This is a genomic window from Sphingomonas sp. LHG3443-2, from assembly GCF_049896405.1.
In the GTDB taxonomy this organism is placed as follows: Bacteria; Pseudomonadota; Alphaproteobacteria; order Sphingomonadales; family Sphingomonadaceae; genus Sphingomicrobium.
Window position 1 is genome coordinate 743,429 of record NZ_JAFCUG010000001.1, and the last position, 26,005, is coordinate 769,433.

The 26,005-nt window shown below is 67.5% G+C and carries 23 protein-coding genes and 1 tRNA gene; 16 read left to right on the top strand and 8 right to left on the bottom strand.

Annotated features, from left to right (window positions below; translation table 11 throughout):
* Positions 1 to 7 precede the first annotated feature (7 nt).
* Positions 8 to 82, bottom strand: a tRNA-Gly gene (locus ACP69Z_RS03680).
* A gap of 163 nt (positions 83 to 245) precedes the next feature.
* Between ACP69Z_RS03680 and ACP69Z_RS03685 the strand changes: the two genes are divergently transcribed.
* The gene (locus tag ACP69Z_RS03685) at positions 246 to 1,151 is read left to right on the top strand and encodes a tetratricopeptide repeat protein (protein ID WP_426266198.1); all 906 of its coding nucleotides are present in this window, start codon (positions 246 to 248) and stop codon (positions 1,149 to 1,151) included.
* Positions 1,148 to 1,789 (top strand): LON peptidase substrate-binding domain-containing protein, encoded by a 642-nt coding sequence (locus tag ACP69Z_RS03690; RefSeq protein ID WP_426266199.1) that lies wholly within the window; start codon positions 1,148 to 1,150, stop codon positions 1,787 to 1,789. Before ACP69Z_RS03685 ends, ACP69Z_RS03690 begins: the two co-directional genes overlap by 4 nt.
* On the opposite strand, the gene ACP69Z_RS03695 is transcribed toward ACP69Z_RS03690, so the two are convergent.
* A complete protein-coding gene (locus ACP69Z_RS03695; protein ID WP_426266200.1) occupies positions 1,790 to 3,025 on the bottom strand; it encodes an FAD-dependent monooxygenase in 1,236 nt (411 codons plus the stop codon).
* A 111-nt stretch (positions 3,026 to 3,136) separates the two neighbouring features.
* Here ACP69Z_RS03695 and ACP69Z_RS03700 point away from each other — a divergent pair, with 111 nt between their 5' ends.
* Complete coding sequence (locus ACP69Z_RS03700; RefSeq protein ID WP_426266201.1) at positions 3,137 to 5,482, top strand: DNA translocase FtsK 4TM domain-containing protein; 2,346 nt, start codon at positions 3,137 to 3,139, stop codon at positions 5,480 to 5,482.
* A gap of 22 nt (positions 5,483 to 5,504) precedes the next feature.
* On the opposite strand, the gene ACP69Z_RS03705 is transcribed toward ACP69Z_RS03700, so the two are convergent.
* Both ACP69Z_RS03705 and ACP69Z_RS03710 read right to left on the bottom strand, forming a co-directional pair.
* On the bottom strand, positions 5,505 to 6,122 hold the full coding sequence (locus ACP69Z_RS03705) for an SOUL family heme-binding protein (RefSeq protein WP_426266202.1): 618 nt from the start codon (positions 6,120 to 6,122) through the stop codon (positions 5,505 to 5,507).
* A 42-nt stretch (positions 6,123 to 6,164) separates the two neighbouring features.
* Entirely contained in the window at positions 6,165 to 7,253 is a 1,089-nt protein-coding gene (locus tag ACP69Z_RS03710; RefSeq protein ID WP_426266203.1) for an alkene reductase, read from the bottom strand.
* A gap of 109 nt (positions 7,254 to 7,362) precedes the next feature.
* On the opposite strand from ACP69Z_RS03710, the gene ACP69Z_RS03715 reads away from it, so the two are divergent.
* Genes ACP69Z_RS03715 through ssb form a run of 5 tightly spaced genes read left to right on the top strand, consistent with a single transcriptional unit; the run spans position 7,363 to position 11,656 of the window.
* Complete coding sequence (locus ACP69Z_RS03715; protein ID WP_426266204.1) at positions 7,363 to 8,250, top strand: DMT family transporter; 888 nt, start codon at positions 7,363 to 7,365, stop codon at positions 8,248 to 8,250.
* Positions 8,247 to 8,900 carry a COQ9 family protein gene (locus tag ACP69Z_RS03720; RefSeq protein WP_426266205.1) on the top strand — a complete coding sequence of 218 codons (654 nt, stop codon included), beginning with the start codon at positions 8,247 to 8,249 and terminating at the stop codon, positions 8,898 to 8,900. The genes ACP69Z_RS03715 and ACP69Z_RS03720 overlap by 4 nt, the downstream gene beginning before the upstream one ends.
* A gap of 52 nt (positions 8,901 to 8,952) precedes the next feature.
* Positions 8,953 to 9,225: a FeoA family protein gene (locus tag ACP69Z_RS03725; RefSeq protein ID WP_426266206.1), complete on the top strand. Its 273-nt coding sequence runs from the start codon at positions 8,953 to 8,955 to the stop codon at positions 9,223 to 9,225.
* 19 nt (positions 9,226 to 9,244) lie between these two features.
* A complete protein-coding gene (feoB, locus tag ACP69Z_RS03730; protein ID WP_426266207.1) occupies positions 9,245 to 11,080 on the top strand; it encodes a ferrous iron transporter B in 1,836 nt (611 codons plus the stop codon).
* 30 nt (positions 11,081 to 11,110) lie between these two features.
* Entirely contained in the window at positions 11,111 to 11,656 is a 546-nt protein-coding gene (gene ssb / locus ACP69Z_RS03735) for a single-stranded DNA-binding protein (protein WP_426266208.1), read from the top strand.
* Positions 11,657 to 11,668: 12 nt separating this feature from the next.
* Here the strand turns inward: ssb and ACP69Z_RS03740 are convergent, their stop codons facing one another.
* Positions 11,669 to 12,169, bottom strand: coding sequence for a YceD family protein (locus ACP69Z_RS03740; protein ID WP_426266209.1), 501 nt, complete (start codon positions 12,167 to 12,169; stop codon positions 11,669 to 11,671).
* Positions 12,166 to 12,678 carry a ubiquinol-cytochrome C chaperone family protein gene (locus ACP69Z_RS03745; protein WP_426266210.1) on the bottom strand — a complete coding sequence of 171 codons (513 nt, stop codon included), beginning with the start codon at positions 12,676 to 12,678 and terminating at the stop codon, positions 12,166 to 12,168. The genes ACP69Z_RS03740 and ACP69Z_RS03745 overlap by 4 nt, the downstream gene beginning before the upstream one ends.
* 110 nt (positions 12,679 to 12,788) lie before the next feature.
* Here ACP69Z_RS03745 and ACP69Z_RS03750 point away from each other — a divergent pair, with 110 nt between their 5' ends.
* Genes ACP69Z_RS03750 through ACP69Z_RS03760 form a run of 3 tightly spaced genes read left to right on the top strand, consistent with a single transcriptional unit; the run spans position 12,789 to position 15,189 of the window.
* Positions 12,789 to 13,256 (top strand): outer membrane protein assembly factor BamE, encoded by a 468-nt coding sequence (locus ACP69Z_RS03750; RefSeq protein WP_426266211.1) that lies wholly within the window; start codon positions 12,789 to 12,791, stop codon positions 13,254 to 13,256.
* Between the two features lie 53 nt (positions 13,257 to 13,309).
* The gene (locus ACP69Z_RS03755) at positions 13,310 to 14,044 is read left to right on the top strand and encodes a tryptophan 2,3-dioxygenase (RefSeq protein ID WP_426266212.1); all 735 of its coding nucleotides are present in this window, start codon (positions 13,310 to 13,312) and stop codon (positions 14,042 to 14,044) included.
* Positions 14,041 to 15,189, top strand: a complete 1,149-nt coding sequence (locus ACP69Z_RS03760) for a class V aminotransferase (RefSeq protein ID WP_426266213.1) — start codon at positions 14,041 to 14,043, stop codon at positions 15,187 to 15,189. The genes ACP69Z_RS03755 and ACP69Z_RS03760 overlap by 4 nt, the downstream gene beginning before the upstream one ends.
* Positions 15,190 to 15,210: 21 nt before the next feature.
* On the opposite strand, the gene ACP69Z_RS03765 is transcribed toward ACP69Z_RS03760, so the two are convergent.
* Together ACP69Z_RS03765 and ACP69Z_RS03770 are read right to left on the bottom strand one after the other, a co-directional pair.
* The gene (locus ACP69Z_RS03765) at positions 15,211 to 15,702 is read right to left on the bottom strand and encodes a hypothetical protein (protein WP_426266214.1); all 492 of its coding nucleotides are present in this window, start codon (positions 15,700 to 15,702) and stop codon (positions 15,211 to 15,213) included.
* Positions 15,703 to 15,812: 110 nt separating this feature from the next.
* A complete protein-coding gene (locus ACP69Z_RS03770; RefSeq protein ID WP_426268036.1) occupies positions 15,813 to 16,448 on the bottom strand; it encodes a TetR/AcrR family transcriptional regulator in 636 nt (211 codons plus the stop codon).
* 276 nt (positions 16,449 to 16,724) lie between these two features.
* Between ACP69Z_RS03770 and ACP69Z_RS03775 the strand changes: the two genes are divergently transcribed.
* The 5 genes from ACP69Z_RS03775 (at position 16,725) to ACP69Z_RS03795 (ending at position 25,912) form a co-directional block, all read left to right on the top strand.
* Positions 16,725 to 19,328, top strand: coding sequence for a TonB-dependent receptor (locus ACP69Z_RS03775; protein WP_426266215.1), 2,604 nt, complete (start codon positions 16,725 to 16,727; stop codon positions 19,326 to 19,328).
* Between the two features lie 57 nt (positions 19,329 to 19,385).
* Entirely contained in the window at positions 19,386 to 20,648 is a 1,263-nt protein-coding gene (locus ACP69Z_RS03780) for a spinster family MFS transporter (RefSeq protein ID WP_426266216.1), read from the top strand.
* Between the two features lie 114 nt (positions 20,649 to 20,762).
* Positions 20,763 to 21,905, top strand: coding sequence for a hypothetical protein (locus ACP69Z_RS03785; protein WP_426266217.1), 1,143 nt, complete (start codon positions 20,763 to 20,765; stop codon positions 21,903 to 21,905).
* The gene (locus ACP69Z_RS03790) at positions 21,905 to 22,474 is read left to right on the top strand and encodes a fasciclin domain-containing protein (protein ID WP_426266218.1); all 570 of its coding nucleotides are present in this window, start codon (positions 21,905 to 21,907) and stop codon (positions 22,472 to 22,474) included. Before ACP69Z_RS03785 ends, ACP69Z_RS03790 begins: the two co-directional genes overlap by 1 nt.
* A gap of 198 nt (positions 22,475 to 22,672) precedes the next feature.
* Positions 22,673 to 25,912 carry an MASE1 domain-containing protein gene (locus tag ACP69Z_RS03795; protein WP_426266219.1) on the top strand — a complete coding sequence of 1,080 codons (3,240 nt, stop codon included), beginning with the start codon at positions 22,673 to 22,675 and terminating at the stop codon, positions 25,910 to 25,912.
* The last annotated feature ends 93 nt before the right edge of the window (positions 25,913 to 26,005 follow it).

Below are 26,005 nucleotides of genomic sequence, written 5' to 3' on the forward strand. Positions count from 1 at the left end.
GGACCGCTGGAGCGGGCGAAGGGATTCGAACCCTCGACCCCAACCTTGGCAAGGTTGTGCTCTACCCCTGAGCTACGCCCGCTCTGGCGCCATGCGACGGCGGCTCGCGCCGTCTGGGTGGGGGCCCGTTAGCAACGGCTTTCAGGGCTGGCAACCCCTTCATAGCCTTTAGGTTGTGAGACTTGGCGGAAGGGGGCGGCTGGCCCATATGCCTGCCAGTACGAACGGAAGGACGAAGCAGCGACGTGGCCACTCTCGGAATGAGCACGGAAGAACGCGAAGCGATTCGCAGCTTCCAGGAGCGGGTGCTTCAGCCCTCCCTAGACAAATTGGTCATTCTCGACTTCTGGGCGGAGTGGTGCGGCCCCTGCAAGCAGCTCGGCCCGGTGCTCGAAAAGGTCGCCGCCGATTACGCCGACAAGGGCGTCGTCCTGGTCAAGGTCGACGTCGACGAGGAAAAGGTCGTCGCCGCGCAGTTCCAGATCCGCTCGATCCCAACCGTCTACGCCATCTTCGGCGGCCAGCCGGTCGCCGACCTCACGCAATATCGCAGCGAAGGGCAGATCAAGCGTGTGCTCGACCAGCTGCTCGGCCAGCTTCCGGTCAAGGGCGAAGCGCAGGCTCTGGAAGCCGAGATCGAGCCGCTGATCGCCATGGGCGAAGAAGTGCTTGCCGGCGGCGATGCGGAGCGGGCCGAGAACATCTTCCGCCAGATCGCGGAGATGGACCCCGATCATCCCGAGGTCGCCGGCGGCCTCGCTCGTGCACTGATCGCGCTTGGCCGCGCCGATGACGCCAAGGCGGTGCTCGATGGCCTGCCCGAGACCGCACAGAGCGATGCCGCCGTCGCCCGCGCTCGTGCGGCGCTCGACATTGCGGCGGCGCCGGCGGTGGACACGGCTGGCCTCGAGCAGCGGCTTGCTTCCAACCCCAACGACCACGAAGCGCGGATGGAGCTGGCCAACGCATTGATGGCGGGCGGCCGCCGCGACGATGCGGCTGATGCTCTGCTCGAGGTGATCCAGCGCGATCGCAACTGGAACGAGGGCGCGGCGCGGACCCGCTTCCTGCAGTTGCTCGAAGCGCAGGGGCTGGAAGATCCGTGGGCGCGTTCCCAGCGCCGCCGCCTCTCGGCCCTGCTGTTCACGTGAGCGCCTCGCCTATCCGCTTACCCTTGTTTCCGCTCGGGGGGGCGATCCTGTTCCCGCGCAGCCATTTGCCGCTGCACATCTTCGAACCTCGCTACCGCCAGATGGTCGAGGATGCGGTGGCGGGCGGGGGGCTGATCGGGATGATCCAGCCCAAAGCGCTGCCTGACGACGGGCTCGGCAACCCCGAGCTCTACCGGGTCGGCTGCATCGGCGAGATCGTCGGCATGGAGGAACTCAGCGACGGGCGCTTCAACATCGTGCTTCAGGGCACCACCCGCTTCCGCCTGATCGCCGAAGCCGATGTCGGCACGCCCTATCGCCAGGCCGACGTGGTGCCAGGCGAGGATGCCGAGAACGAGCCCGATGCGCTGCCGTCCGTGCTACGCGCCGCGGTGGAACAGGAGGCGCGCCTCCTGGGTGACGCCATGGGGCTGACCGTCGATTGGAACGCGGTGGAGCGCCTCGACGACGAGATGCTCGTCAACGCCATCGCCCAGGTCGCGCCATTCGATGGCGGGGCCAAGCAGGCGCTGCTCGAGGAAGAAGAACTGCCGACCCGCGCGGAGCTACTGATCCAGCTGATGCAGTTCCTGCGCATGGCGCAGGGCGGCGGGGACGTCAGCCCGCGGATGCAGTAACTAGAGCGCTTCGCCCAGCAGCAGCTTGGGCAGATCGCCGCTGTTGCCCCGCGCCGCCGCGTTGAGCTTGTTCTTGAGCGGTCCCAGGCGGTCGACCACTCCCATGCCAAGCCGCCGCACCACCGACGCCGCCTTGCCGGGCACACCGTAAAGTCGGGTCAGCCCGTCTGTCGCCAGCGCCACGCTGAACGCATCGAGTGCCCGCCAGCGTTGGTAGCGGGCAAGCAGCTGCGCATCGCCGAGGTCGAGCCCCAGCCGCGCCCCATCGACCAGCACTTCGGCCAGCGCGGCGGCATCGCGGAAGCCGAGGTTCACGCCCTGTCCCGCGATCGGGTGGATCGCATGCGCCGCATCTCCGACCAGCGCCAGCCGCCGGTCGGTGATCCGGGCCGCATGGTGAAAGCCGAGGGGATAGGAGGAGCGCGGCGTCAGCAACCGTATGTTGCCCAGGAACCCGCCCATCGCCGCCTGCGCCTCGGCCGCAAATGCTGTTTCGTCGAGGGCCAGCAGCCCGGCCGCCTTGTCGTTGGCAACGGACCACACCAGCGCGGAGCGATACGTCCCGTCGGCAAGGTCGTTCATCGGCAGCAGCGCAAACGGGCCGGCCGGATAGAAGATCTCATAAGCGATATGCTCGTGCGGGCGTTCGTGCGCGAGCGTCGAAACGATCGCGGTGTGACGATACGACCAGCGCGCCATGCGGATGCCCGCAGCCTCCCGGCTCGGCGATTGGCGTCCTTCGGCACCGACGATCAGCGGCGCGCTGGACGTGCGCCCGTCCTCGAGCCGCACGGTGCCAGAGAAATCGCCTCGCACGACTTTTGCGGTCCGCGCCTTCCAGCAGAGCGTGATGTTCGGCCCCGCTTCCGCCCGCGCCAGCAGCGCGGCACGAAGGTGCCGGTTCTCATGCATCACGCCCAGCGGTTCGCCATCTTCCCCCGGCTCAAACGTCAGCGCGCCGGGCGCGAGGCCATCGGCGACCCGGATCGCGCCGATCGGGCAGCCTGGCTCCGCCAGATGATCGAGAACGCCGATCTGGCGAAACATCCGCATGCTCGACGAGGAAACAGCGGTGGTGCGGCCGTCGAAGGCGACGCCATTGCGGGTGTCGGGATCGGCGGGGTCGACGACCGTCGAACGCAGGCCCGCGCTGTCAAGCGCCGCGGCGAGCGCCAGCCCGACCAGCCCTCCGCCGAGGATGATGACGTCCGAATGCAACTGCCGATCCTGTGTCATGGAAGCCGCATGTAGGCGCTCTGCTTCACCTCGTCATCCTTGACCATGGACTCGGGTGAGAGGCACAAGGGGGGAACAAGCGAACACCGGGTGGGACGGGCACAGAAGGTCATGGCAACAGCAGCAGTACGCACGCGCGCGGACCGGCGCGAGCTGGAGCCCGACTGGCGCGACCGTCTGGGGGGCGCCGTCCGCACGCTGATGGTGAAGCTGGCGGGCGTGTTCGCCATTGCGGTTGCCGCCGCGCTCGCCGTTGCGCTCCTCACCCACGAGCCGACCGACCCGAGCTGGAGCACGGCGGCGGGCGGTCCGGCGCAGAACTGGCTAGGCCTGCCGGGCGCTTATGGCAGCGACCTGCTGCTGCTGCTGCTCGGCCCGGGCGGCATCACCCTGCTGCCGGTGCTGGTGCTGGCCGGGACGCGCCTGCTCGGCGGGCGGCCGACCGGACGCATCGGCCGTGCCTTGCTGGTGGCGACCGCGGGCGCGGTGCTGATCGGCATGGCGCTCGGCCTCACGACCAAGTCGGTCGCCTCGGGCCTTCCCGCAGGCCTTGCCGGTGTGCTCGGACTAGCCGGCGCGAGCGGCTGGGAAGCTTTGCTCGGCCTGATCTCCGAGCCTGCCATCGCCGGACCGAGCCGGATTGCGCTGATCCTGTTGCTGGGTCTCGGCGGGCTGATCCTCGCCTTTCTCGCGCTCAATCTTGACGAGGAGGAGCGGGCGTTCGTCACCACGCGCCTCCGCCGCGATCGTGACCAGGCCCCGGCCCCGCGCCGCACCGCAGTGGAGCGCGAGGAGCGCGGCGAGGCCAAGCCACCGCGTTCTCGGCCCGAGGTCAACGTCAAGGAACCGAGCACGACCATCGTCCCGGCGTCCAACGTCGTCGACAAGCCGCCGCGCGGCAAGAAAGGCGCTCCTGCGCAGCAGCAAAGCCTCGCGCTGGGCGACAGTTATGCCTTGCCGCCGATCGACCTGCTTGCCGCGCCGACCGACGCCGGCCGCAACCCGGTCGACCGCGCCGGGCTCGAGCGCAATGCCCGCCTGCTCGAAAGCGTGCTGGAGGATTTCCACGTCCGCGGCGACATCGTCGAGGTGCGCCCCGGCCCGGTCGTCACCATGTACGAACTGGAGCCCGCATCCGGCATCAAGGCCAGCCGCGTGATCCAGCTCGCCGACGATATCGCGCGCAACATGAGTGCGCTCTCGGCCCGCGTCGCCACCATTCCCGGTCGCAGCGTGATCGGCATCGAGCTTCCTAACCCGAAGCGCGAAAGCGTCGCGCTGCGCGAACTGATCGGCAGTCAGGCCTTTGCCGACCAGGCGATGAGCCTGCCCTTGGTGCTCGGCAAGAACATCGCAGGCGATCCGGTCATCGCCGACCTCGCCCCCATGCCGCACCTGCTGGTCGCGGGCACCACCGGCTCGGGCAAGTCGGTCGGCCTCAACTGCATGATCCTGTCGCTGCTGTACCGGATGGGCCCGGACCAGTGCCGGATGATCATGATCGACCCCAAGATGCTCGAACTCAGCATCTACGACGGCATCCCGCATCTGCTCGCCCCGGTGGTAACCGAACCGCCCAAGGCGATCCGCGCGCTGAAATGGGCGGTCGAGCAGATGGAGGAACGCTATCGCATGATGGCGAGCCTTGGCGTGCGCGCGCTCAAGAGCTTCAACGACAAGGTGCTGGAAGCCAAGGCGCGCGGCACCAAGCTCGGGCGCAAGGTCCAGACCGGCTACGACGCCGACTCTGGCCAACCGGTCTACGAGACCGAGGAGCTGGACTACGAGGTCCTTCCGCAGATCGTGGTGGTGGTCGACGAACTTGCCGACCTGATGATGACCGCCGGCAAGGAAGTCGAATTCCTGATCCAGCGGTTGGCGCAGAAGGCGCGTGCGGCCGGCATCCACCTCATCATGGCGACCCAGCGGCCGAGCGTTGACGTCATCACTGGCGTCATCAAGGCCAACCTTCCGACCCGCATCAGCTTCCAGGTCACCAGCAAGATCGACAGCCGCACCATCCTTGGCGAGCAGGGGGCGGAGCAGCTGCTGGGCAAGGGCGACATGCTCTACATGCCGGGCGGCAAGCAGATCCTGCGCGTGCACGGACCGTTCGTCAGCGACGACGAAGTGCGCCTGATCGCCGATCATTGGCGCAAGCAAGGCACGCCCGATTACATCAGCGCGGTGACCGAGGAACCCGAAGACGGCGGCTTCGCGCTCGATGGTGCGCCGGATGGCGACGACGATCCCGAGAGCCAGCTCTACCGCAAGGCGATCCAGGTAGTGGCCGAAAGCCAGAAGGCCTCGACCTCCTATATCCAGCGCCAGCTCCGGATCGGCTACAACAGCGCGGCGCGGCTGATCGAGCGAATGGAAAAGGACGGCAAGGTCGGCCAGCCCGACCACGTCGGTCGCCGCGAAGTGCTGATGGACACCGACGGCCACCCGATCTGAGCCGTGCAGCCGCGGCGGCGCCTCAGGTCAGCGCCAGCAGCACCTCATTGCGGCGCAGCGGCGGCGGGATCATCGGCGAGTTGTAAAAGGCATATTCGGGCTCGCACTTGACGGTTTCCTCGCCATGGCGGGCGAGCCAGCCGCGTAGCCGGTCTTCGGCCGCCTGTAGGCGGTCGTCATGCGCGGTGCCGTGGAAGGTCGCCGCACCGACCCGCCGCGCGGGCACGTCGATAATCGTCACGCCCGCCGGCGGCTCGGGAATGTCATGGCCCTCGGGCAACACGAAGCGGACCCGCCAGCCGCCTTCGACCTCGTCGTCGAAGCGCGGCGGATCGCTGGCCATCGGATTGCCCGCGTCCTGCATCACCGGCGCGGTCATCGGCAGCTTTTCGCCAGGCCGCGACTTGGCGAAGATATAGTCGGCAAGGATCCGGAACCCTTCGCTCAGCGCTTCCTTGCGCGGCCCCGCGACCACCGTTTCGGCGACCTTGATCGCGGGATAGCTGCGGATCTGGAGGTCGCCGTCGCTCACCAGTGTCCGGTAGCCGGGCCCCGCCGTTGCTTTCTCCTGAAGGACATAAGCAACGCCGAGCCCGACCAGGGTCGCAGCCGCGACCGCGCCAGCGGCCTTCCAGTTCACGAGGTTGTTTGTCGATGCTTTTGCCATGGCATCGACAAAGGTTCAGGCGGCTTCCTGTTCCTCATACTCGGGATAATCGATGTAGCCCTCCGCCCCTGCGGTGTAGAACGTGCTGGGATCCGGCGCCGTCAGCGGAAGGTCGCCGCGCAGGCGATGCACAAGGTCGGGATTGGCTATGAACGGCCGTCCAAATGCAATCGCGTCGGCGACTCCTTCGCTCAGACGCGCGCGCGCCGAGGGCCCGTCGTAATCGCTGTTGAGGATGATCCCGCCGTTGAAGTGCGGGCGGATGTGCGGGCTGACCGGCGGAATGTCGGTGGCGGCAAAGGTCGAATGCGCGCCCGGCTCGCGAAGCTCGATCGCGGCAATACCGAGCTCTCCAAGCGCCTTACCAGCCGCGATGAACAATCCGTGCGGATCGCTGTCGTCGCAGCCCTGGACGAGGCCAAGCGGGCTCAGCCGGACCAGGGTGCGGCCGGCACCGGCTTCGGAGATCAGCGCTTCGGTCGCTTCGCGCAGCAGGCGGATGCGGTTGTCGACTGAGCCGCCATAGTCGTCCGTCCTGAGGTTGGTGCCGTCGCGCAAAAATTGGTCGATCAAATAGCCGTTGGCGCCATGCAGCTGTACGCCGTCGAACCCGGCCCGCAGCGCATTGCGGGTCGCCGTCGCATAGTCGCCGAGAATGCGCTGGATGTCGTCGTGAGTGATCGCCCGCGCTTCCTCGTAGGCCTTCTTGCCCTCGTAGGTATGCGCCTTGTTGGGCGCGGTGGTGGCGCTGGCCGAGACGGGCTGGGTGCCGGTCACGCTGGAATGAACGAGCCGTCCCATGTGCCACAACTGCGCGACGATTTTACCGCCGGCCTGATGCACCGCCTCGGTCACCGGCTTCCAGCCTTCGACCTGCTCTTCGGTCCACAGACCCGGCGCGTTGGGCCAGCCGAGGCCCTCGCGGCTGATGCCGGTGCCTTCGGAAATGATCAGCCCGGCGCCCGCACGCTGGCGGTAATATTCGACGCCCAGTTCGGTCGGCACCCCGGTCGGGCCGGAGCGGCCGCGGGTAAGCGGAGCCATGACGATGCGGTTGGCAAGCTGGATGTCGCCGAAGACGACCGGGTCAAACAGATCGGGCATGAAAAGGTCCTGCGTGGGAAACGAGCACGGCTCGTCAGATAGGGCGGCGTGGGCGCATGACAATTGCCCGAGGGCTGGACCCGACGTCCGTGGCGACTAAGGGGCGGTGGTGACCCAGCGCGTTTCCCCACGGGCGTTTGCCATTCTGATGCTCGGCAACCTCGCGCTGGCGTTCGGGCCGTGGATGGTGCGGCTGAGCGATGTGGGGCCAAGCGCCGCTGGGTTCTGGCGGCTGGCGCTGGCGCTGCCGTTCTTGGCTGTGCTGGCGAAGGCTATGGGGCAGCCCGCGCATTGGCCGGGCCGCGCCTCCGCACTGATTATCGCGGTCGCCGCCTTCTTCTTCGCCGCCGATCTCGCCGCGTGGCACGCTGGCATTCACCTCACCAAGCTCGGCAATGCGACGCTGTTCGGCAATGTCGCGAGCTTCGCCTTTGCCGCCTGGGGCCTGTGGCTGGCTCGGCGCTGGCCGACCTGGTTGCAGGCCGCGGCGCTGCTTCTGGCGCTTGCCGGCTCGGGATTGCTGATGGCGGGCAGCGCCGAACTCAGCGCGCGCTACCTCCACGGTGATCTCCTGACCCTGCTCGCCGGCCTGCTCTACGCCGGCTATCTCATCGCGGTGGAACGGGTGCGCGGCTCGATGCAGCCCTTGCCGGTGCTGATCCTCGCCAGCGCATTCGGCGCCGCCATGCTGCTGCCGTTCGCCGCCGCGATGGGAGAGACGATCTGGCCGACCGACTGGGCCGCGCTCCTGCTGCTCGCGCTTGGCAGCCAGGTCGTCGGGCAAGGCTGCCTCGTCTATGCGCTGGGCCAGGTACCGCCGCTGGTCGTCGGTCTCGCGCTGCTGACCCAACCGGCCGTATCGGCAATCATCGGGTGGCTGTTCTATAACGAGGTCATGACGTCACTCGATTTCCTCGGCGCCTTCGCGATCGGCGCGGCGCTGGTGCTGGTCCGCTTGCAAGGCGGCGGCTCCGGCCCCAAGTCGGAACCGGCATGAGCGTCGACACCCTTTCCCCCGCGCAAGCGACCGCGCTCGATCTCGCGCTCGCCATTGGCGAGAATGCGGCGTTCGACGGCTGGACCCCGGCTGCGGTCGAAGCCGCGGCGCTGAGCGAAGGCGTCGATCCCGCGCTCGCCGCGATGGCAATCCCCGAGGGCGCGGTCGGCCTGATCGACCTCTACGGGCAGGGCGTCGACAAGGCGCTGGCCGAAGCTCTCCCGGCTGAAACCCTCGCCGCCATGAAGATCCGAGAGCGCATCCGCAGCCTCGTCTGGACCCGCCTTCAGATCCAGGAACCGGCCAAGGAAGCGATTCGCCGGGCGCTCGCCATCCTCGCCATGCCCCAGAACGCCGCGGCCGCGGCGCGCCTGTCGTGGCGCAGCGCCGACGTCATGTGGCGCATGGCCGGCGACACCGCGACCGATTACAATCACTACACCAAGCGCGCGATCCTCTCGGCGGTCTACGGATCGACCCTGCTGGCCTGGCTGCAGGACGAGAGCGACGGCAATACCGACACCGCCGCCTTTCTCGACCGCCGAATCGACAACGTCATGCAGTTCGAGAAGTGGAAGGCCGGCCTCGGTAAGTCCGAGCGGCCAAGCCTGACTCGCTTCCTCGGCCGCCTGCGCTACCCGCCGCGCTAAGCCAAACAACGGGCTGGACCCGGGCTGCTGTTATTGATAATCAGTTGCAGCAATGACCGTGCAGCCCTCGCCATCGGATTTCGCGCTCGCTCTCGACCAGCTTCAGCTCGGCCGCCGCGGCCGAGTCTCGGCGATCGACTGGGCGCTGCTCGGCACGCACGAAGCCGCGCGTCTCCGTCATTTCGGCTTTGATCCCGACGTGATGGTCGAGCCGCTCCACGCCGGGCCGTTCGGCCGCGACCCCCTGGCGGTCAAGGTCGGACGCATGACCGTCGCCATCCGCCGCGTCCACGCCCGCGCGATCCGGGTCGTTCCGGCGGACTGAACCTGGCCCCAGGCCACCAGTGACCCTTCCTGCCCCTCTCATCGCCGTCGTCGGCAATCCGAATGCCGGCAAGAGCGCGCTCTTCAACGCCCTGACCGGCGCACGGCAGAAGGTCGGCAATTATCCCGGCGTCACGGTGGAGCGCAAAAGCGGCCGTGCCGTGCTTCCCGACGGGCGCCCCGTCGAACTGGTCGATCTTCCCGGCACCTACGCGCTCGAGCCTTCCAGCCCCGACGAAGCGGTCACCCGCAACGTGCTGGGCGGAAGCCAGGCGGGTGAGCGCAAGCCCGACGCCCTGCTGGTGGTGGTCGATGCCTCCAACCTCGACAATCACCTCCGCTTTGCGCTCGAATTGCGCAGCCTCGGGCTGCCAATGGTGGTCGCGCTCAACATGGTCGACATGGCCGCACGCGATGGGCTGACGCTGTCGGCCGAGAAGCTGGCGGAGGCATTGGGTTTGCCGGTGGTCGAAACCGTCGCCGTCCGCCGCCGCGGTCTCGAAGCGGTGCGCGAAGCGTTAGAAGGCGCGATCGGACGCTCCACCGCGCCCGTCCCGGTCCCGGCCGACCTCGCCCGCGAAGCGCGCCGGATCGCCGCCACCGCCATCGTCGACGAAACGCCGGTGCGCCGCTGGACCCACCGCCTCGACCGCGTCCTGCTCCACCCGGTCGCCGGCGTCGCGATCCTCGCGCTTGTCATGTTCGCCATGTTCCAGGCGGTGTTCGCCTGGTCCGAGACGCCGATCGGCTGGATCGAGAGCGGCGTGTCGGCAGTCGGTAATCTGGTCACCGATTCGCTCCCCGAGGGCGCGCTGCGCTCCTTGCTGGTGGATGGCGTGATCGGCGGGGTCGGAGCGGTGATCGTGTTCCTGCCGCAGATCCTGATCCTGTTCCTCTTCATCCTGCTCCTGGAAGGCACCGGCTACATGGTCCGCGCCGCCTTCCTGATGGACCGGCTGATGGGCACCGCCGGCCTGTCGGGCCGTGCCTTCATCCCCCTGCTGTCGAGCTTCGCCTGCGCCGTCCCCGGCATCATGGCGACCCGCACCATCGACAATGAAAAGGACCGGCTGACCACCATCCTCGTCGCGCCCTTGATGACCTGTTCGGCGCGGCTGCCGGTCTACACCCTAATCATCGCCGCCTTCATCCCGCACCGCGAGATCGCGCCCTTCGTCAATCTGCAGGGCGTGGTGATGTTCGGCCTTTACCTCGCCGGGATCGTCGGCGCGCTGCTCGCCGCGCTGGCGCTGCGCAAGACGGTCGCGCGCGGTGCTGCCTCATCGTTCATGATGGAGCTGCCCAAGTATCAGATGCCCGCGCTCAAGGATGTCGCGCTGGGCCTCTGGCAGCGCACCGTCATCTTCCTCAAGCGCGCCGGCGGCATCATCCTCATCACCACCGTGCTCCTCTGGGCGCTGGCGAGCTTCCCCAAGGCAGGCCCGGGCGAAAACCAGAGCGAAGTGTCCATCGCCGGCAAGATCGCGAGCGGGATCGAAGTCGTGGTCAAGCCGATCGGCTTTAATCACGACATCGCGCTGGCGCTGCTCCCCGCCATGGCCGCCCGCGAAGTAGCGGTGTCGGCGATCGCCACCGTCTACGCCCTCGACCAAGCGGACGAATCGCAGCTCGAGCAAAGCCTTGCCGAGCGGCTGTCCGGTGCCTGGCCGCTGCCGACCGCGCTCGCCTTCCTCGCCTGGTTCGTGTTTGCGCCGCAATGCGTGTCCACCATTGCGGTGACGAGGCGGGAAACCAACAGCTGGCGATGGCCGCTGTTCATGGTCACCTATCTGTTCGCCCTGGCCTATATTGCGGCAGGCGCGACCTACTGGACGGCGGTGGCGCTCGGCCTATAGCTGCTCCTCAAGACAAGAGGAGTTCGATTCATGGCGGGAAGCGTCAACAAGGTCATTCTGGTCGGCAACCTGGGCCAGGACCCGGAAAGCCGCTCGTTCCAGAACGGGGGCGAGGTCGTGAACCTGCGCATCGCCACGTCGGAAAACTGGAAGGACCGCGAGGGCAACCGCCAGGAGCGCACCCAGTGGCATTCGGTCGCGATCTTCGCCGAAGGCCTCGCCAAGGTCGCCAAGAGCTACCTCAAGAAGGGCAGCAAGGTGTATCTCGAGGGCCAGCTCGAGACCCGCAAGTGGCAGGACCAGAACGGCCAGGACCGCTATTCGACCGAAGTCGTGCTGCGTAACTTCAACAGCTCGATGGTGCTGCTCGACGGCCGCGGTGAAGGCGGCGGCGGTGGCGGCGGCTTCGGCGGCGGTCGCAGCAGTGGCGGCGGCGGTGGTGGCTATGACGATGGCGGCTTCGGCGGTGGAAGCAGCGGCGGCGGCTATGGCGGCGGCCGGTCGAGCAGCGCCAGCCAGGCCAACCGCCCGGCCCCGGCGGCCTTTGACGACCTCGACGACGACGTTCCGTTCTAAGCGGCGGGGGGCTTACTTGCCCTTTAGCGCCGCCAGCGCCGCGAACGGCCCAGCCTGCTCTTCGCTCAGCACGCCCGCTTCCTTGAGCGCATCCTCCGCTCCCGCGCTGCGCGGATAAGGATCGAGCGCAAGGCTGAGCTCGTCGGCGACCGCCGTCCCGAGGTCGATCTCGCGCCCGTCGTGAAAGATGACGTCGAGGTCTTCGGCGCTGAGCTCCAGCTCCTCGTCCGGAGTTCCGGCCGGCTCGGGCATGAACAACAGCGCGATCTTTTCGTCCACGATCGCCGACACCGGCTCGCCGCTGGCGACACACGCCTGGGTAACGCTAGCCCGCAACCGCCCTTCGGCCCGCACCTTTTCGCCCTCGCAGCGAAGGGTCAGCGCCGCTTCCAGCCGTTCGAGACCGAGCAGATTGAGCCGCTCGGCCACCGCCGCCCGCTCCGCCTCATCGGCGGCATAATCGATTCGCTGCCCGTCGCGCAGCTTGGCCAGCGCCAGCTTCAGCCCGCTCACGGCAGCACCCCGCCGATCAGCGCTTCGTCGCCGCGGCCCTGCAGCGCCTGCCAATAGCGTTTCAGCTCCTCCAGCGAATGCGCCAACGCGGCGTCCGACGGCACCTGCTCGCGATATAGCGAACGGCTCGCCACCGCGTCCCAGCTTTCCTCGCCGCCGATCGCGCGGCGCCATGCGCCGACCCGTCCGCCAAGCGCGCCGACCAGGCTGCCGACCCGCTTGCCCATCACCGGATCGCCGACTCCGTCCTGGCGAAGCTGCGAATCCATGTCGTGGACGAAGCATTCGGCCAAGGCCACGCTGGCCCGAGTCGCTTCCTCGCCGCCTTGTTCCAGCCGGATGTCGGTCAGCGCAAGGAGGGTCGCCAGCACCGAGAAGCGGCCCTCCATCGTGTCGGGCACACGGCCGTCGACATACCAATGAGGCGCACGCGCCTTGGCGACGACTCGGCGGTAGAGCGGCTCGGCAATATTCGGCTCGCTCCGGAACAGCCGCATCAGCGACTTCATGATCATCCTCCGTTCAGGAGAGCCGCTGCACTTGGCGGAGCGGCCCCCAGCCGATATTGAGCGGGCCAACCGCCGACGCAAGGGTGTCGGCATCCGGAGCATCCTATCTCGTGACCAGCAATCGTCTTGTCTTTCTCGCCACCCTCGTCGCGGGCCTCGGCCTCAGCGGCTGCGCCGGTTACCGCGAGAGCCGCGGCTTCATCCTGGACGAGCAGCTCGCATCGGCGGTGCAGGTCGGCACCGACAACAAGACCAGCGTGGAACGCACGCTCGGCCGGCCGACCTTCACCGGCCAGTTCAACGACAACGAATGGTATTATGTCAGCCGCAGGACGTCGACCCTTGCGTTCCGCGCGCCCAAGGTGACCGACCAGACGGTGCTGCGCATCCGCTTCGATGCCGCTGGCAACGTCGCTGCGGTGGAGCGCACCGGCAAGGACAAGATCGCCTCGATCGACCCTTATGGCCGCACCACCCCGACGCTTGGCCGCAAGAAGAGCTTTTTCGAGGAATTCTTCGGCAACATCGGCACGGTCGGCGGTGCGGGCGTTCCGGGCGCGGGAACCACTCCGCGCTGAGTTCCGGGTTCGGACGGGGTGACGCGGGGTTGCTAAGGGCCTAGACCCGCTTCATGACCGCGCACCCGGCCGGCATGACCTATGCCGAATATCTTCAGCTGCCGACTTTGCTGTCGGCGCAGCAGCCCAAGTCTGACCTGCATGACGAGATGCTGTTCATCGTCATTCACCAGACCAAGGAATTGTGGCTGAAGCAGATGCTGCACGAGGTGGACCTTGCGATCCATCTTGTCGCCTCAGACGACTTTGCCGGGGCCTACAAGGCGCTGGCCCGGGTCAGCCGGATCCAGTCGGTGATGACCCTGTCGTGGGACGTGCTCGCGACCATGACCCCGGTCGATTATTCCGCCTTCCGCCACGTCCTCGGCACCTCGTCGGGGTTCCAGTCGGCCCAGTTCCGCGAGCTGGAATACAAGTTCGGGATCAAGGACCCGAAATTCCTCGACTATCAGGAAGGCGGCACCGAAGGCCGCGCCCGCTTGCAAGCCGCGCTCGACGCGCCAAGCCTGTGGGAAACCGCCGACGCCGCCCGCGTCCGCCAAGGTGCGGCAAGCTGGCTCGACGTGTATTGTCATTCCGACCGATGGTTCGCGCTCTACCAGCTCGCCGAGAAGATGGTCGACATCGACGATGCCCTGTCCGGGTGGCGGCACAAGCACCTGCTGACGGTGGAGCGGATCATCGGCATGAAGCCAGGCACCGGCGGCTCGAGCGGCGCGCGCTATCTCGCCTCGACGCTGGAGAAGCGGGCCTTCCCCGAGCTGTGGGCGATCCGCACCCAATTATGAGCTTCAAGCATCTTTTCACCCGCAGCCTGTCGGCCGCGCCCGGCCGCCTGCACATGGCGGCGCACAGCCATCACCTGTGGCCGGACGCCAGCTTCGCCGGCCAGGTCGAATGCTGGGAAGACGCCGCCCGCCTTGCCGACCGCAAGTGGGACCGGGTGATGGGCGAGCTGTGGCCCCAAGCGCAGGCCGAAGTCGCGGCCGAGCTTGGCACCGGTCAGCCTGACGCGATCGTCTTTGCCGGCAACACCCACGACTTCATTGTTCGCTTGTGGGCCGCCGCCCCGCGTCGCACGCCCGGCCCCTTGCGCGTGCTGACCACAAGCGGCGAATTCCACAGCGCCCGCCGCCAGTTCGCCCGCTGGGCCGAAGGCGGCGACATCCGGCTCGAGGTGCTGCCGCCGGAACCCCACGATACGCTGGCCCAGCGTCTCGCCGAGCGGGCAGGCGAGGCTGATCTCATCATGGTCAGCCAGCTGATGTTCGGGACCGGCCGGCTGGTCCCCAACCTCGACGCGCTCGCCGCAGTAGCCTTGCCGAACGGACCATGGGTCGTCATCGACGGCTATCACAGCTTTATGGCCGTGCCCGAACCGCTTGGCGCCTTGGGGAAGCGCTGCTTCTTCCTCGCCGGCGGCTACAAATATGCGATGTCGGGCGAAGGAATCGGGCTGATGCACTGTCCGCCGGGGTTCGGACCGCGCCCGCCGATCACCGGCTGGTATGCCGAATTCGAGGATCTGACCCTGCCGCCCGGCCAGGTCGGCTATGCCCCCGACGCGATGCGCTTCATGGGCGCGACCTTTGACCCCTCGGCGCTCTACCGCTTCCTCCACATCCGCCGCATGCTGGCGGGCGAAGGACTGACCACCGCGCGAATCAGCGAGCGGGTGAGGGGGCTGAAACAGCGCCTTGCCGACAGTCTCGCGAGCACCCCGCTCGCCGCAGCCGAACTGCTCGACCCGCCTACCGGCCCGGCGCGCTTTCTGGCGTTACGCCATCCCAAGGCGGCCGAATGGCAGCAAGCGCTTCTGGCGCAGGATTGCGTCACCGACGTCCGCGGCGACGTGCTGCGGATCGGGCTTGGGCTATATCACGATGACGAGGATCTGGAACGCTTCGTCGGGTGCGTCCGAACGCTGCCCTAGGCGCCGGCAAGCCGCGCCGTCTCAATAATCGAATTGCATCCCACGGCAGGGGGCCGGGCGAAGCCGATAGTCTGCGAAGACTGACGAAGGTTTGTCGTCGGCCTGCTCGGTGATCGTCCAGCGCCACCCGTCACCGGTCCTGCTGAACCGATTGAGGTACGTCGCGCCGGTGAAGCGATAGCGTTGCACGAAACCGCCTTCTGCGAGCTCACCGAGACCCAAGGACGGCTCGTACAGGCCGCCTGTCGTATCGAGGAACACAGAGCCGATGGCTCGGGGCTCCTTGCCGGCACCGTAGGTGATCGATGCTTCATACGGGTCGGACCCGATCGTCCGCAGTTGCAGGTTGAAATAGCGTTTGCCCAGATGCCACTGACCCCGTGCGATCGCGGGTGTGTCTTCGCCAAGCGTTCTTCCGGTGACGCGCCAGCAGCCTTGCAATCCGGCCACCCCGGCCAATCCGGGAGGCACGGCATAAACTGGCGTGGCCAACATCATCAGCACCGAGATCAAGCTGCCCGCTCCTGTGGTGAATGCAGCGGTAAGCTGGCAGGGTCATTCGACATCGGCAATGGGCCAAAGGCAGATGCCCTCGACATGCGTCGGCTTGCTTTTCCGACCACTCAGCCGTTGGCCAGCCCCTCGCGGATCAGGCGGTTGCCCGCAGCCGCCACCTTGGTCGGATCCTCTTCACCCCACACCCCGAAGCGCAGGCCGAGGAACACGTTCATGCCCATGATCGCCCACGCCCGCACTTCGGCGTCGAGGGGATCGCGGGGTGACTGCATGACGCCAGCTGCAGCGCCTTCGGCAAGACGCTCCGCGATGCGGGCGGCCGTGTTCTCGTAGTGGGCGCGAAAGCCGGCGGGATCGACGAATTCGGCTTCGTCGATGATCCGGTAGACCTGCTGGTGGGTGCCGACGAAAGCGAGAAAGGCGGCCAGCGCGCGTTCCTCCGCTTCCAGCGTGCCGCGACCTTCCGCCAGAACTGGCGCAACTGCCAGTCGGACCTGCTCGCTCATGTCCTGCACCAGCGCCCGGAACACTTCCTCCTTGCTGTCGAAGTAGGTGTAGAAGGTCCCCAGTGCGACCCTGGCGGTGCGGGTGATCTCGGTGATCCCGGTCTCGGCAAAGCCGCGGGTGCCGAATTCGGCGCGGGCGGCGTCGAGGATCTTGCGCCGGGTCCGCTCGCCCCGCGCCGTGCGCGGGGCCTTGGCCGAATTGGTCAGCGGAACCGCCTCGTCAGGCCGGTCGACCATGAGCTGCGCTGCGGCCGGTGCTGCCCGCGTCCTGCCGGTTCCTGCCTCGCTGCGTTCAGCCATTCACCGGTTCCCCCAGGCGAACCGAAGCCCGCCGTCAGCGCCGGGCAATCCCCGCCCGGCGTTCAATCGAAGGAAGCAAGATGCACGCACGCACAAGCTCGATCAAGACTTGAAAGGTGATTCAAGTTTCAGTACTCTATTCGCCTCAGATTTGCGGTCGGCGAGAGAGGACTTGCCGGCGGCCTGTCAGATCGAGGGGGAGAAATCATCGTCATGAGCGCCACCACCGTTCGTTCGGCCCTGTTCGCTTCAGCCGCCACTCTGCTTGCCGCTACGCCGGCCTTTGCACAGGAGGCGCCGCCCACGACCGATACGGCGACCACTGCCGCCGTGAATGATGCCCAGACCCGTGGCGAAGCGGCGACCGCGCCCGACGGCGACATCGTGGTCACCGCCCGCCGCCGCACCGAAACCCTGATCGACGTGCCGATCGCGGTTACCGCTTATTCGGGCGAGCAGCTCGACCGTCAGGGTGCGATCGACATCACCGACATTGGCGACACCACGCCCAACGTCACGCTGGAAACCTCGCGCGGGACCAACAGCACGCTGACCGCCTTTATCCGCGGCGTCGGCCAGCAGGACCCGGTCGCCGGCTACGAAGGCGGCGTCGGCATCTATCTCGACGACGTCTACCTCAACCGCCCGCAAGGTGCGCTGCTCGACGTCTATGACGTGGAGCGGATCGAAGTGCTGCGCGGGCCGCAGGGCACGCTCTATGGCCGCAATACCATCGGCGGCGCGATCAAGTACGTCACCCGCTCGCTCTCCGCGAACCCGGAAGGCAAGGTCCGCGCGGTGGTCGGCAGCTATGGCCAGCGCGACCTGGTGGTCAGCGGCTCGGCCCCACTTGCCGACTTCATGCGGGTCGGCGGCGCGGTCGCCCGGCTCCATCGCAACGGCTTCGGCACCAACCTCACCACCGGCGCCGAAAACTACGACAAGGACCTGTTCGCAGTCCGCGGCACCACCGAGCTGCTGCCGACCGATGCGATCAAGATCAAGATTGCCGGCGACTACACCTGGGACACCAGCAGCCCGCGCGGCGGCCATCGCCTGATCCCTTCGGTCCTGTCGAAGCAGCCGGTGCTCGGCGACGTGTTCGACACCCGCGGCGGGCTGGTCAATCCCAAGCAGGACGTGAAGGGTGGCGGCCTCTCCATCCGTGGCGATTTCGAGCTGTCCGACGGCATCACCTTCCGCTCGATCACCGCATGGCGCAAGGACAAGAGCGTCACCCCGATCGACTTCGACGCGCTGGCCGCCGCCGACGTCGACGTGCCGGCGATCTACAAGAACCGCCAGTTCAGCCAGGAAGTGCAGTTGCTGGTCGAGCAGGGCCGGCTGAACGGCCTCGTCGGCGCCTATTATCTCAACGCCAACGCCAACAACATCTTCGACGTGGTGCTCGACCTAACGGGTCGCGCTACTCCGGCGCTGTGTCTTCCGGGGCAGGGCATTCCATTTCCGCCCACCTGCCCAACAGGAACCGGACTCGTCTATGGCCCGGGAACGGTTCTCCCAACCGTCTTCCCAGGCTTTCCTGGCTTCAACTCCTCGACGTTCGGTGATGTCGACACAAAGACGTGGGCAATCTTTGGCGATCTGACATTCGACGTTACCGATCAGATCTCGGTCTCCGCAGGCGGACGTTACACGAGCGACCGCCGCAAGGCCCGCGTTGTTCGTCGCAACCTCTTCCGCGGCGCTTCGCCGGAACTTGGCGGCCTGCCGGTGAACGGCCTCTACAATCCCGTCACCAACCCCACCGGGCGCCAGCTCGGGGCGCTGACCTCGGACTTCTTCGGCGACAAGACCTTCAAGCAGTTCACCCCGCGCGCCTCGGTCAGCTGGCAGCCGAACAGCGACACCAACCTGTATGCAAGCTGGTCCAAGGGCTTCAAGGGCGGCGGCTTCGATCCGCGCGGCCTCAGCACCGCCGCGCCGGACCTGAACGGCAACGGCACCCGCGAAGCGTCCGAAATCTTCGACTACTTCCTGTTCGAGCCGGAAAAGGTCACCAGCTACGAAGTCGGCTACAAGGCCGCTTTGTTCGACCGCCGCCTGCGCGTCGCGATCGCGGGCTTCATCGCTGACTACAAGGATGCGCAGGTGCCGGGCTCGGCTGGCGCCGTCATCAACGGCGTCCCGACCTTTGTCGGCGTCACCACCAATGCCGGCAAGGCGCAGTTCAAGGGCATCGAATTCGAAGGCAGCGCAACCATCGCCCGCGACTTCGCCGGCATGGGCTCGCGCTTCAACGTGTCGGGTTCGGTCGGCTACCTCGACGCCGAATACAAGCAGTTTGTCACCCAGATCGCGGGCTTCGATGCCAACGGTAATCCGGCGCCGACCTCGCCCGGGCAGCCGATCGACGTTGCACGCTTCCGCGAAATCCAGAATACGCCCAAGTGGACCAATTCGGCGAGCATCGATTTCTCGGTGCCGGCCGGCCCGGGCATGCTGGGGGCCAATGCCACCGCCTCCTATCGCAGCAAGAGCACGCAGTTCGAACTGCCGAGCCCCTATCTCGACCAGAAGGGCTATTCGCTGTTCGACGCCAACCTGACCTATGACATCGGCCGCTTCCGCGTCGGGCTCCATGGCAAGAACCTGTTCGACAAGCGCTACATCACGTCGGGCTATCAGTTCCTCAACGTGAACCCGGTGACCGGCCAGCCGATTCTGTCGGCCACCCCCGGCAACGCCAACTTCGCCAAGCCCGGCATCGCGCCCAGCCTTGGCCTCGAAGGCGTGGTGACCGGCTTCTACGGCGCGCCGCGGCAGGTCTTCGTGTCGCTTGACGTCAAGTTCTAAGAGCTGAGCTGGCACGGGACGCTTGGTTCTCCAGGCGTCCCGTGCCACTCCCCTCCCATGACCACAGCAGCACGCACCACCCCGCGCTCGCCGACGATCGTTCTCGTCTTCCTGCTGCTCGCCTACATCCTCAATTTCCTCGACCGGCAGATCCTCTCGATCCTGGCGCAGCCGATCAAGAAGGACCTGAGCCTCAGCGATACCGAGTTCGGCGCCATCGCCGGCCTCGCCTTCGCTCTCCTCTACAGCTTCGCCGGCGTTCCCCTGTCCTACCTCGCCGACCGCACCAGCCGGTCCAGGGTGATCGCGGGGTCGCTGGCGATCTGGAGCGGCTTCACCGCTTTGTGCGGCGTGGCCGGCGGCTATTGGTCGATGTTCCTTTACCGTCTCGGCGTCGGGGTCGGCGAGGCGGGCGGCGTGGCGCCGTCCTACGCCCTGATCGCCGACTATTTCCCGCCCGAAAAACGCGGCCGCGCGCTGGGCATCTATTCGCTCGGCGTGCCGGTCGGCCTTGGCAGCGGGCTGCTCGTCGGCGCTTACATCGCGACCTACATCAACTGGCGCGCCGCCTTCCTGATCATGGGCGGGATCGGCCTCCTGCTGGTGCCCTTCTTCCTGTGGGTGGTGAAGGACGTTCCGCGCCCTGCCGGCCTCACCAGCCAGGTCCGCCTCGGCGAAGTGTGGGCGATCGTCTCGCGCAAGCCGAGCTTCTGGCTCCTGGCCATCGCCGCCTCCTTGTCCTCGCTATGCGGCTACGGTCTCGCCGTCTGGGTGCCGAGCGTTCTGATCCTGAGCTACGACCTCACCCTGCTCCAGGCCGGGCAGTTCATGGGCTCGCTGCTGCTGATCGGCGGGGTCATCGGCGTGCTTGCCGGTGGCCACTTCGCCGACCGGCTCGGGCATGCCGACAAGAGCTGGTATGCCAAGCTCCCCGCTTTCGCCTGGCTGATCGCGCTGCCCTGCTTCCTGTTCGGCCTCACCACCGACAATCTGTGGCTGGCCTGGCCGCCGCTGCTGATCGCCAATGCGATGAACATCCTGTGGCTCGGCCCGATCGTCACCGCGGTCCAGAACCTCGTGGAGCCGGCCAAGCGCGCCACCGCCTCCTCGATGTTCCTGCTGATCAACAACCTCGTCGGGCTTGGTGTCGGACCGCTGCTGATCGGCGCCATCTCGGATTCGCTCAAAGCGACCTACGGGCCCGACAGCCTGCGCTATGCGGCGATCGGGGTCGTTCTGTTCTACGGGCTCGCAGGGGCAATGGCGCTGATCGCCAGCCGCTTCTTGACCCGCGACTGGGTGGATGAACCGCAGCCTTAAATGGCGGAAATCCAAGGTTCAGTGTTGAGCGGTTAGACGTGTTCCCTCCGCCATCAAGGCGGGAACGCGAACGGCAAACAAGCCGTTAGTGACCTCCGAAAGGAGCTCAGGCTCATGAAAAACACCCTTATCTTGGCTGGTGCCGCGGCGCTGGCCTTTACCGCGCCTGTCCTGGCGCAGCCCGGCAAGGGCGGCGGCGGCGGCAACGGCAAGGGGGGCGGCGGCGCTCCCGCAGCGCAGGCGCCCAAAGGCGGCGGCGGCGGTCCGCAGATGCGCGGCAACGGCGGCGGCCAGAAGCAGGCGCGCGGCGGCGGCCAGCAGCGCGAAGCACGCGGCAGCGGCGGTCAGCAGATGCGCGGCCCCGAACGCCGGGTCGAACGCCAGGCGCAGCGTCCGGAAAAGCAGCAGATGAAGCAGCGCGGTCCCGTTCGCGAAGCGCGGGCGGAGCGTGGACCGAACCGCGTGGAGCGCGGCGACGTCGGCCGCGGTAACGGCGGCGGCAAGAACCAGCGCATCGTGCAGGAACGTGGCGGCCGCAATCAGGTCGACAGCCGCGTCTTCCAGCGCGAGCAGCGGATCACCACCAACGTCTACAACAATGATCGCCAGCTGGCCTATTTCGCCAGCCCGACGTTCCGCAGCACGGGTCTCGTCGACGGCTGCCCCCCGGGGCTCGCGGCCAAGGGCAACGGATGTCTGCCGCCGGGCCAAGCCAAGAAGCTGGTCGGCGCGGCGCTGCCAGTGGCGCTCGGTTCGGCCCTGCTACCGATCGACTATCGCAGCTGGTATCCGGACAATGACGATTATTACTACCGAACGGCCGATGGCTACGTGTACCGGGTCGAGCGCGACCGGAACTATGTCGACGCTTATTGGCCGATCGCGGATGACTGGAACGGCGCATATTACGTCGGCGCCACCTATCCGCAGGATTACCTCGGCTACTATAACGTGCCGGTCCAGTATCAGCCGTGGTATGCCGACAATGGCGACGATTATTATCGCTACGGCGACGGCGCTATCTACCAGGTCGACAGCGGCAATGGCCTGATCGAAGGCATCGTGTCGCTGCTGGCAGGCGGGTTCGGCGTCGGCCAGCCGATGCCCCAAGGCTACGACGTCTACAACGTGCCCTACGAATATCGGGACCGCTATGTCGACAGCCCTGACAATTGGTACCGTTACAACGACGGCAATATCTACCAGGTCGACCCGACCACGCAGATCGTCCAGGCGATCGTGGAGACCCTGGTCTGATGCGCCGGGTCGTCGCGACCAGTCTTGCCGCCCTCCTGCTCGCCGCGTGCGGGCAGGGGGATGGCGGCAACAATGCCGCTGGGGCGGGAGAGGCGGAAACCAATCTCTCGACCCAGGCCGGCGCCCCGTCGCAGGATCTCGCCGGGGTGATCGGGGCAACGCCCCGCCTGGCGCAGCTGATCAAGGCGGCGGGCATGGAGAAGGTGCTGTCGGGGAAAGCGCCCTACACCATTCTTGCGCCAACCGACGCGGCGCTGAACAAGCTTCCCGCCGGCAGCCTCGATAACCTCGACCAGCCGGCCCAGAAAGCCAAGCTGACGGCGTTGCTTCGCGCCCACATCCTGCCGGGCACCATCCTCGCCGCCGATCTCACCCGCGCGGTGGAGAGCGGCAAGGGCAAGGCCACCATCGCAACCATGGCCGGGCAGCCGTTGACCATCACGCGCGAGGGTGCCGCGTTCCGGGTCAGCAATGCCGCCGGGCAGAGCGCGCGGATCACCGGAAGCGAGCAGCCCGCCCGCAACGGCGTGGTGCACGAGATCGACACGGTGCTCGTCCCGTCGGGCTGAAGCTTGATCGTGTGAGGAGCCAGATGCCGGCAGCAGCTTGATCCAAGTCGCTGCCGCCGTTTGGCTTTTCCGTCACAGAGCCCTCCTAATCGCTCGATAACGGACCTCGCTTCTCTCTGCGGCGAGCGGCCCCACTCCAGATCGGACCGGTTCACGCTGGCTGTCGCGGCCCCCGCCAAGCAGCCTTCGAACGCCGGATTGCTGGAGACCATTGCCATGCGCGCGTTGCCGCGTGACGTGAACCGGGCCGGGCTTCCCGTGCTTGCCGCCTTGATCATGTTCGTTCTTGCGCTCGCAGGTATCGAGCTCACTCGCGAAGGTGGGCGGCTGGCGTCGGTCTGGCTGGCCAATGCCGCGATTATCGCCTTGCTTCTGCGGACGGAGCGTGGCCGCTGGTCGGCGATACTGGCCGCGACCTTGCTCGGTAACGCGGCGGCCGGGATGGTTGCCGGCGACATGCCGGCGCTCGCCGTCGCGCTCGCGGCCTGCAACCTTGCCGAAATCGCGCTGGTCGCCGGGCTGTTCGCCCGCCGCTACCCGGTGCCCGCCACGCTCGACACGCCGGCGCGGCTCAGTGTGCTGGCGGTGCTGGCCGTCCTGGGCTCGGTCGTTTCCACCTTTCTTGCCGGGGTGTCCGTTGCATTATTGGCGGATGCGGCCAGCTCCGGACCGCTGGCGCATTGGCTGGTCGCCGACTGCCTCGGCATTCTGATCCTAACCCCCCTACTGGTGACCCTCGCCCAGCCGCGGGCCGAGCGGGTGCGAGGAAGCCTCGTCGAATATAGCCTGCTGCTGGTCACGGCAGGCATGATCACGGCGCGGGTCTTCTCCGGCCACGAGCCCTACATCTTTCTGATCGCGCCGATCCTGATGCTCGCCGGCCTGCGCCTGCCGCTGCAGCGCTGCGCGACGCTGGTGCTGGTGGTAAGCGCCATTGCGGTCGGACTGACCCTCCAGGGCATGGGGCCGCTCAATCAGCCGTCGATCACTGGGGACATGCGGATCTTCCTGATCCAGGCCTTTCTCGCCACGGCGGTGGCCTTGACCCTGCCGGTGTCCGCCTTGCGGCACGAGCGGGCACTCACCGCCGCCGCGCTCCGCTCCAGCGAAGAACATTATCGCCTGCTTGCCGATCATGGCGGCGACCTCGTCCTCCGGCTCACACCGAGCGGTGAGGCCGACTACGTGTCGAGCGCGGCCGAACGCTTGCTCGGCCTGCCTGCGACCGCCCTGCACGGAAGCGCACTTACGGGGCACATCCACCCAGCCGACCGTGGGCGCTTTGCTTCCGCCGTTCTTCGCGCGCGCCACAGCGGCGACGCGGTGACGTGCTTCCGGATGCGGCACGCGCATGGCCACGACCGCTGGATCGAAGCCCACATGCGGCTTGCCGGGCCCCTCGTGCCCGCCTCGGAAGGCCAAGCGTCTGAAGGGCTACCGGTGATCGCCACGCTGCGGGACATCCACGCCCGCCGCACCGCGGAAATGCTCGCCGCCGAACAAGCCGCGCGGCTGCGCGAAAGCATCCGGCTGCTGGTGATGGCCGAAGAGCTCGCCTCACTCGGTCACTGGGTAGTCGATCCCGCCCGGCGCGAGCTCATTCTCTCGGCGGAAGCCGCAACCATGCTCGGCCTTTCCGCCCTGACGATTGGCGTCGACGAGGCGCTTGCCCTCTTCCACCCGCTCGACCGTCGGCGCTTGGTAAGGGCGGTGGGCGAGACCCGCCGCGCGCAGGCACCGGCCGAATGCACCGTGCGCCTCGAAAGCGCCGGCGACCAGCGCACACTTCAGCTTCGCTTGCAGCGTCACGGCGACGGTCGCTCGGCCAGCCTGTTCGGGGTAGTCAGCGACATCACCGCCAAGCTGGAAGGCGAGCAGCGCCTCGTCACCGCCCTTGAGGAAGCCCGCGCGGCGGCCAGCTTCCGCAGTCAGTTCCTTGCTACCATGAGCCATGAGATCCGCACGCCCATGACCGGCGTCATCGGAATGATCGAGCTGCTCGAGGCCGACCCCGCTGCTCCCGATCGGGCGCTGTATCTCCAGACGCTGCGCCAATCGGGCGAGGTGCTGATGGCGGTGCTGAACGACATCCTCGACTTCAGCAAGGTCGATGCCGGCTGCATCACCATCGCCAGCGAGCCATTCGATCTTGGCGCCACTCTGCTCACCACGCTTCGACTGTACAAGCGGACGGCGGCGGCACGCGGCCTTGATCTCCAGCTGGATGGCCCGCCGCCCGGCACGGTCTGGCTGCGCGGCGACGCAGTGCGCCTTCGTCAGGTGCTGAGCAACCTCCTCAGCAACGCAATCAAGTTCAGCGACCGCGGCGAGGTCACGCTTCGCTGCGCGGTGCAGCCCGCCCCGCGCGGTTGCCAGCGGGTGCGCCTGTCGGTCGTCGACCAAGGCGTCGGGATCACCCCGGACCTGCGGCGGCGGTTGTTCGAACCGTTCGTCCAGGGCGCTCACGCCACCCGCGGCGGCGGGACCGGGCTTGGCCTCGCCATCAGCCGCCGCCTGGTCACCGCGATGGGCGGCAACATCCTTGTCCAGTCGCGGCTGCACCACGGCACGACGTTCACTGTCGCGCTGACCCTGCCCGGCGCGGCACCGGCGCCGGCACCGGCGCATCCCGCCGACCTCGCCACCGCCCGGCCGCTCACCATCCTCCTCGCCGAGGACAATCCGGTGAACCAGCTCCTCTTCACCGCCTTGTGCAAGCGGCTCGGCCACCGCGTCATCTGCGCGGCCGACGGCGAACTTGCCGTCCAGGCGGCCTCGGCGCAGGCCTTCGACCTCATCCTCATGGATATGCAGATGCCGCGCTGTGACGGCCTCACCGCCTCGCGCCGCATCCGCGCCGGGGCGGGGCCATCCGCCGGAGCACCGATCATCGCGCTCACCGCCGATGCCGCTGCCAACTGGACCCTGTACGACGAAGCGGGCCTCGACGGGCTGCTGACCAAGCCGATCGACGGCACCGCCTTTGCCGCGACGCTGGAGGACATTGCGCTTCGCCGGCACACGCCACACTGTCCCGCGCAGGCGCCCGCGCCGCAACCGGCGACCAGCCCGCTCGACAGCGCCACGCTGGCGGAGCTGCGCGGCATGCTCGGGCCCGTTCGCCTCGATCAGCTGCTGGTCCTGCTCGGCGCCGAACTCGACCAGCGCCCGTCCGCCATCCGCGCGGCCATTGCCGACCGCGACCTTGCCGCCGCCGCTGCCGAAGCGCACAGCCTCAAGGGCGCCGCCGCCAATCTCGGCGCGTTGCTCGTCAGCGATGCAGCGCGAGAGATCGAAGCGTGCCTGGCGTCCACGCCGAGCGCCGACCCCCGCCGGCTCGCTGGCGCGCTCCGCCATCTCGGCGCCGAAGTCGCCGCCGCGCAGCAGGCACTGACCGTGCTCCGTCACCAGACTCTCACGCAGCTCGTGCACGCCTGACGATTTCGTCTGCAAGGGGGCCGCATCCCCCTTCCACCGCCTCGCCTCCCCGCTATAACGATGCCACAAAGACGATGCCGCCGGGCGTCCTGC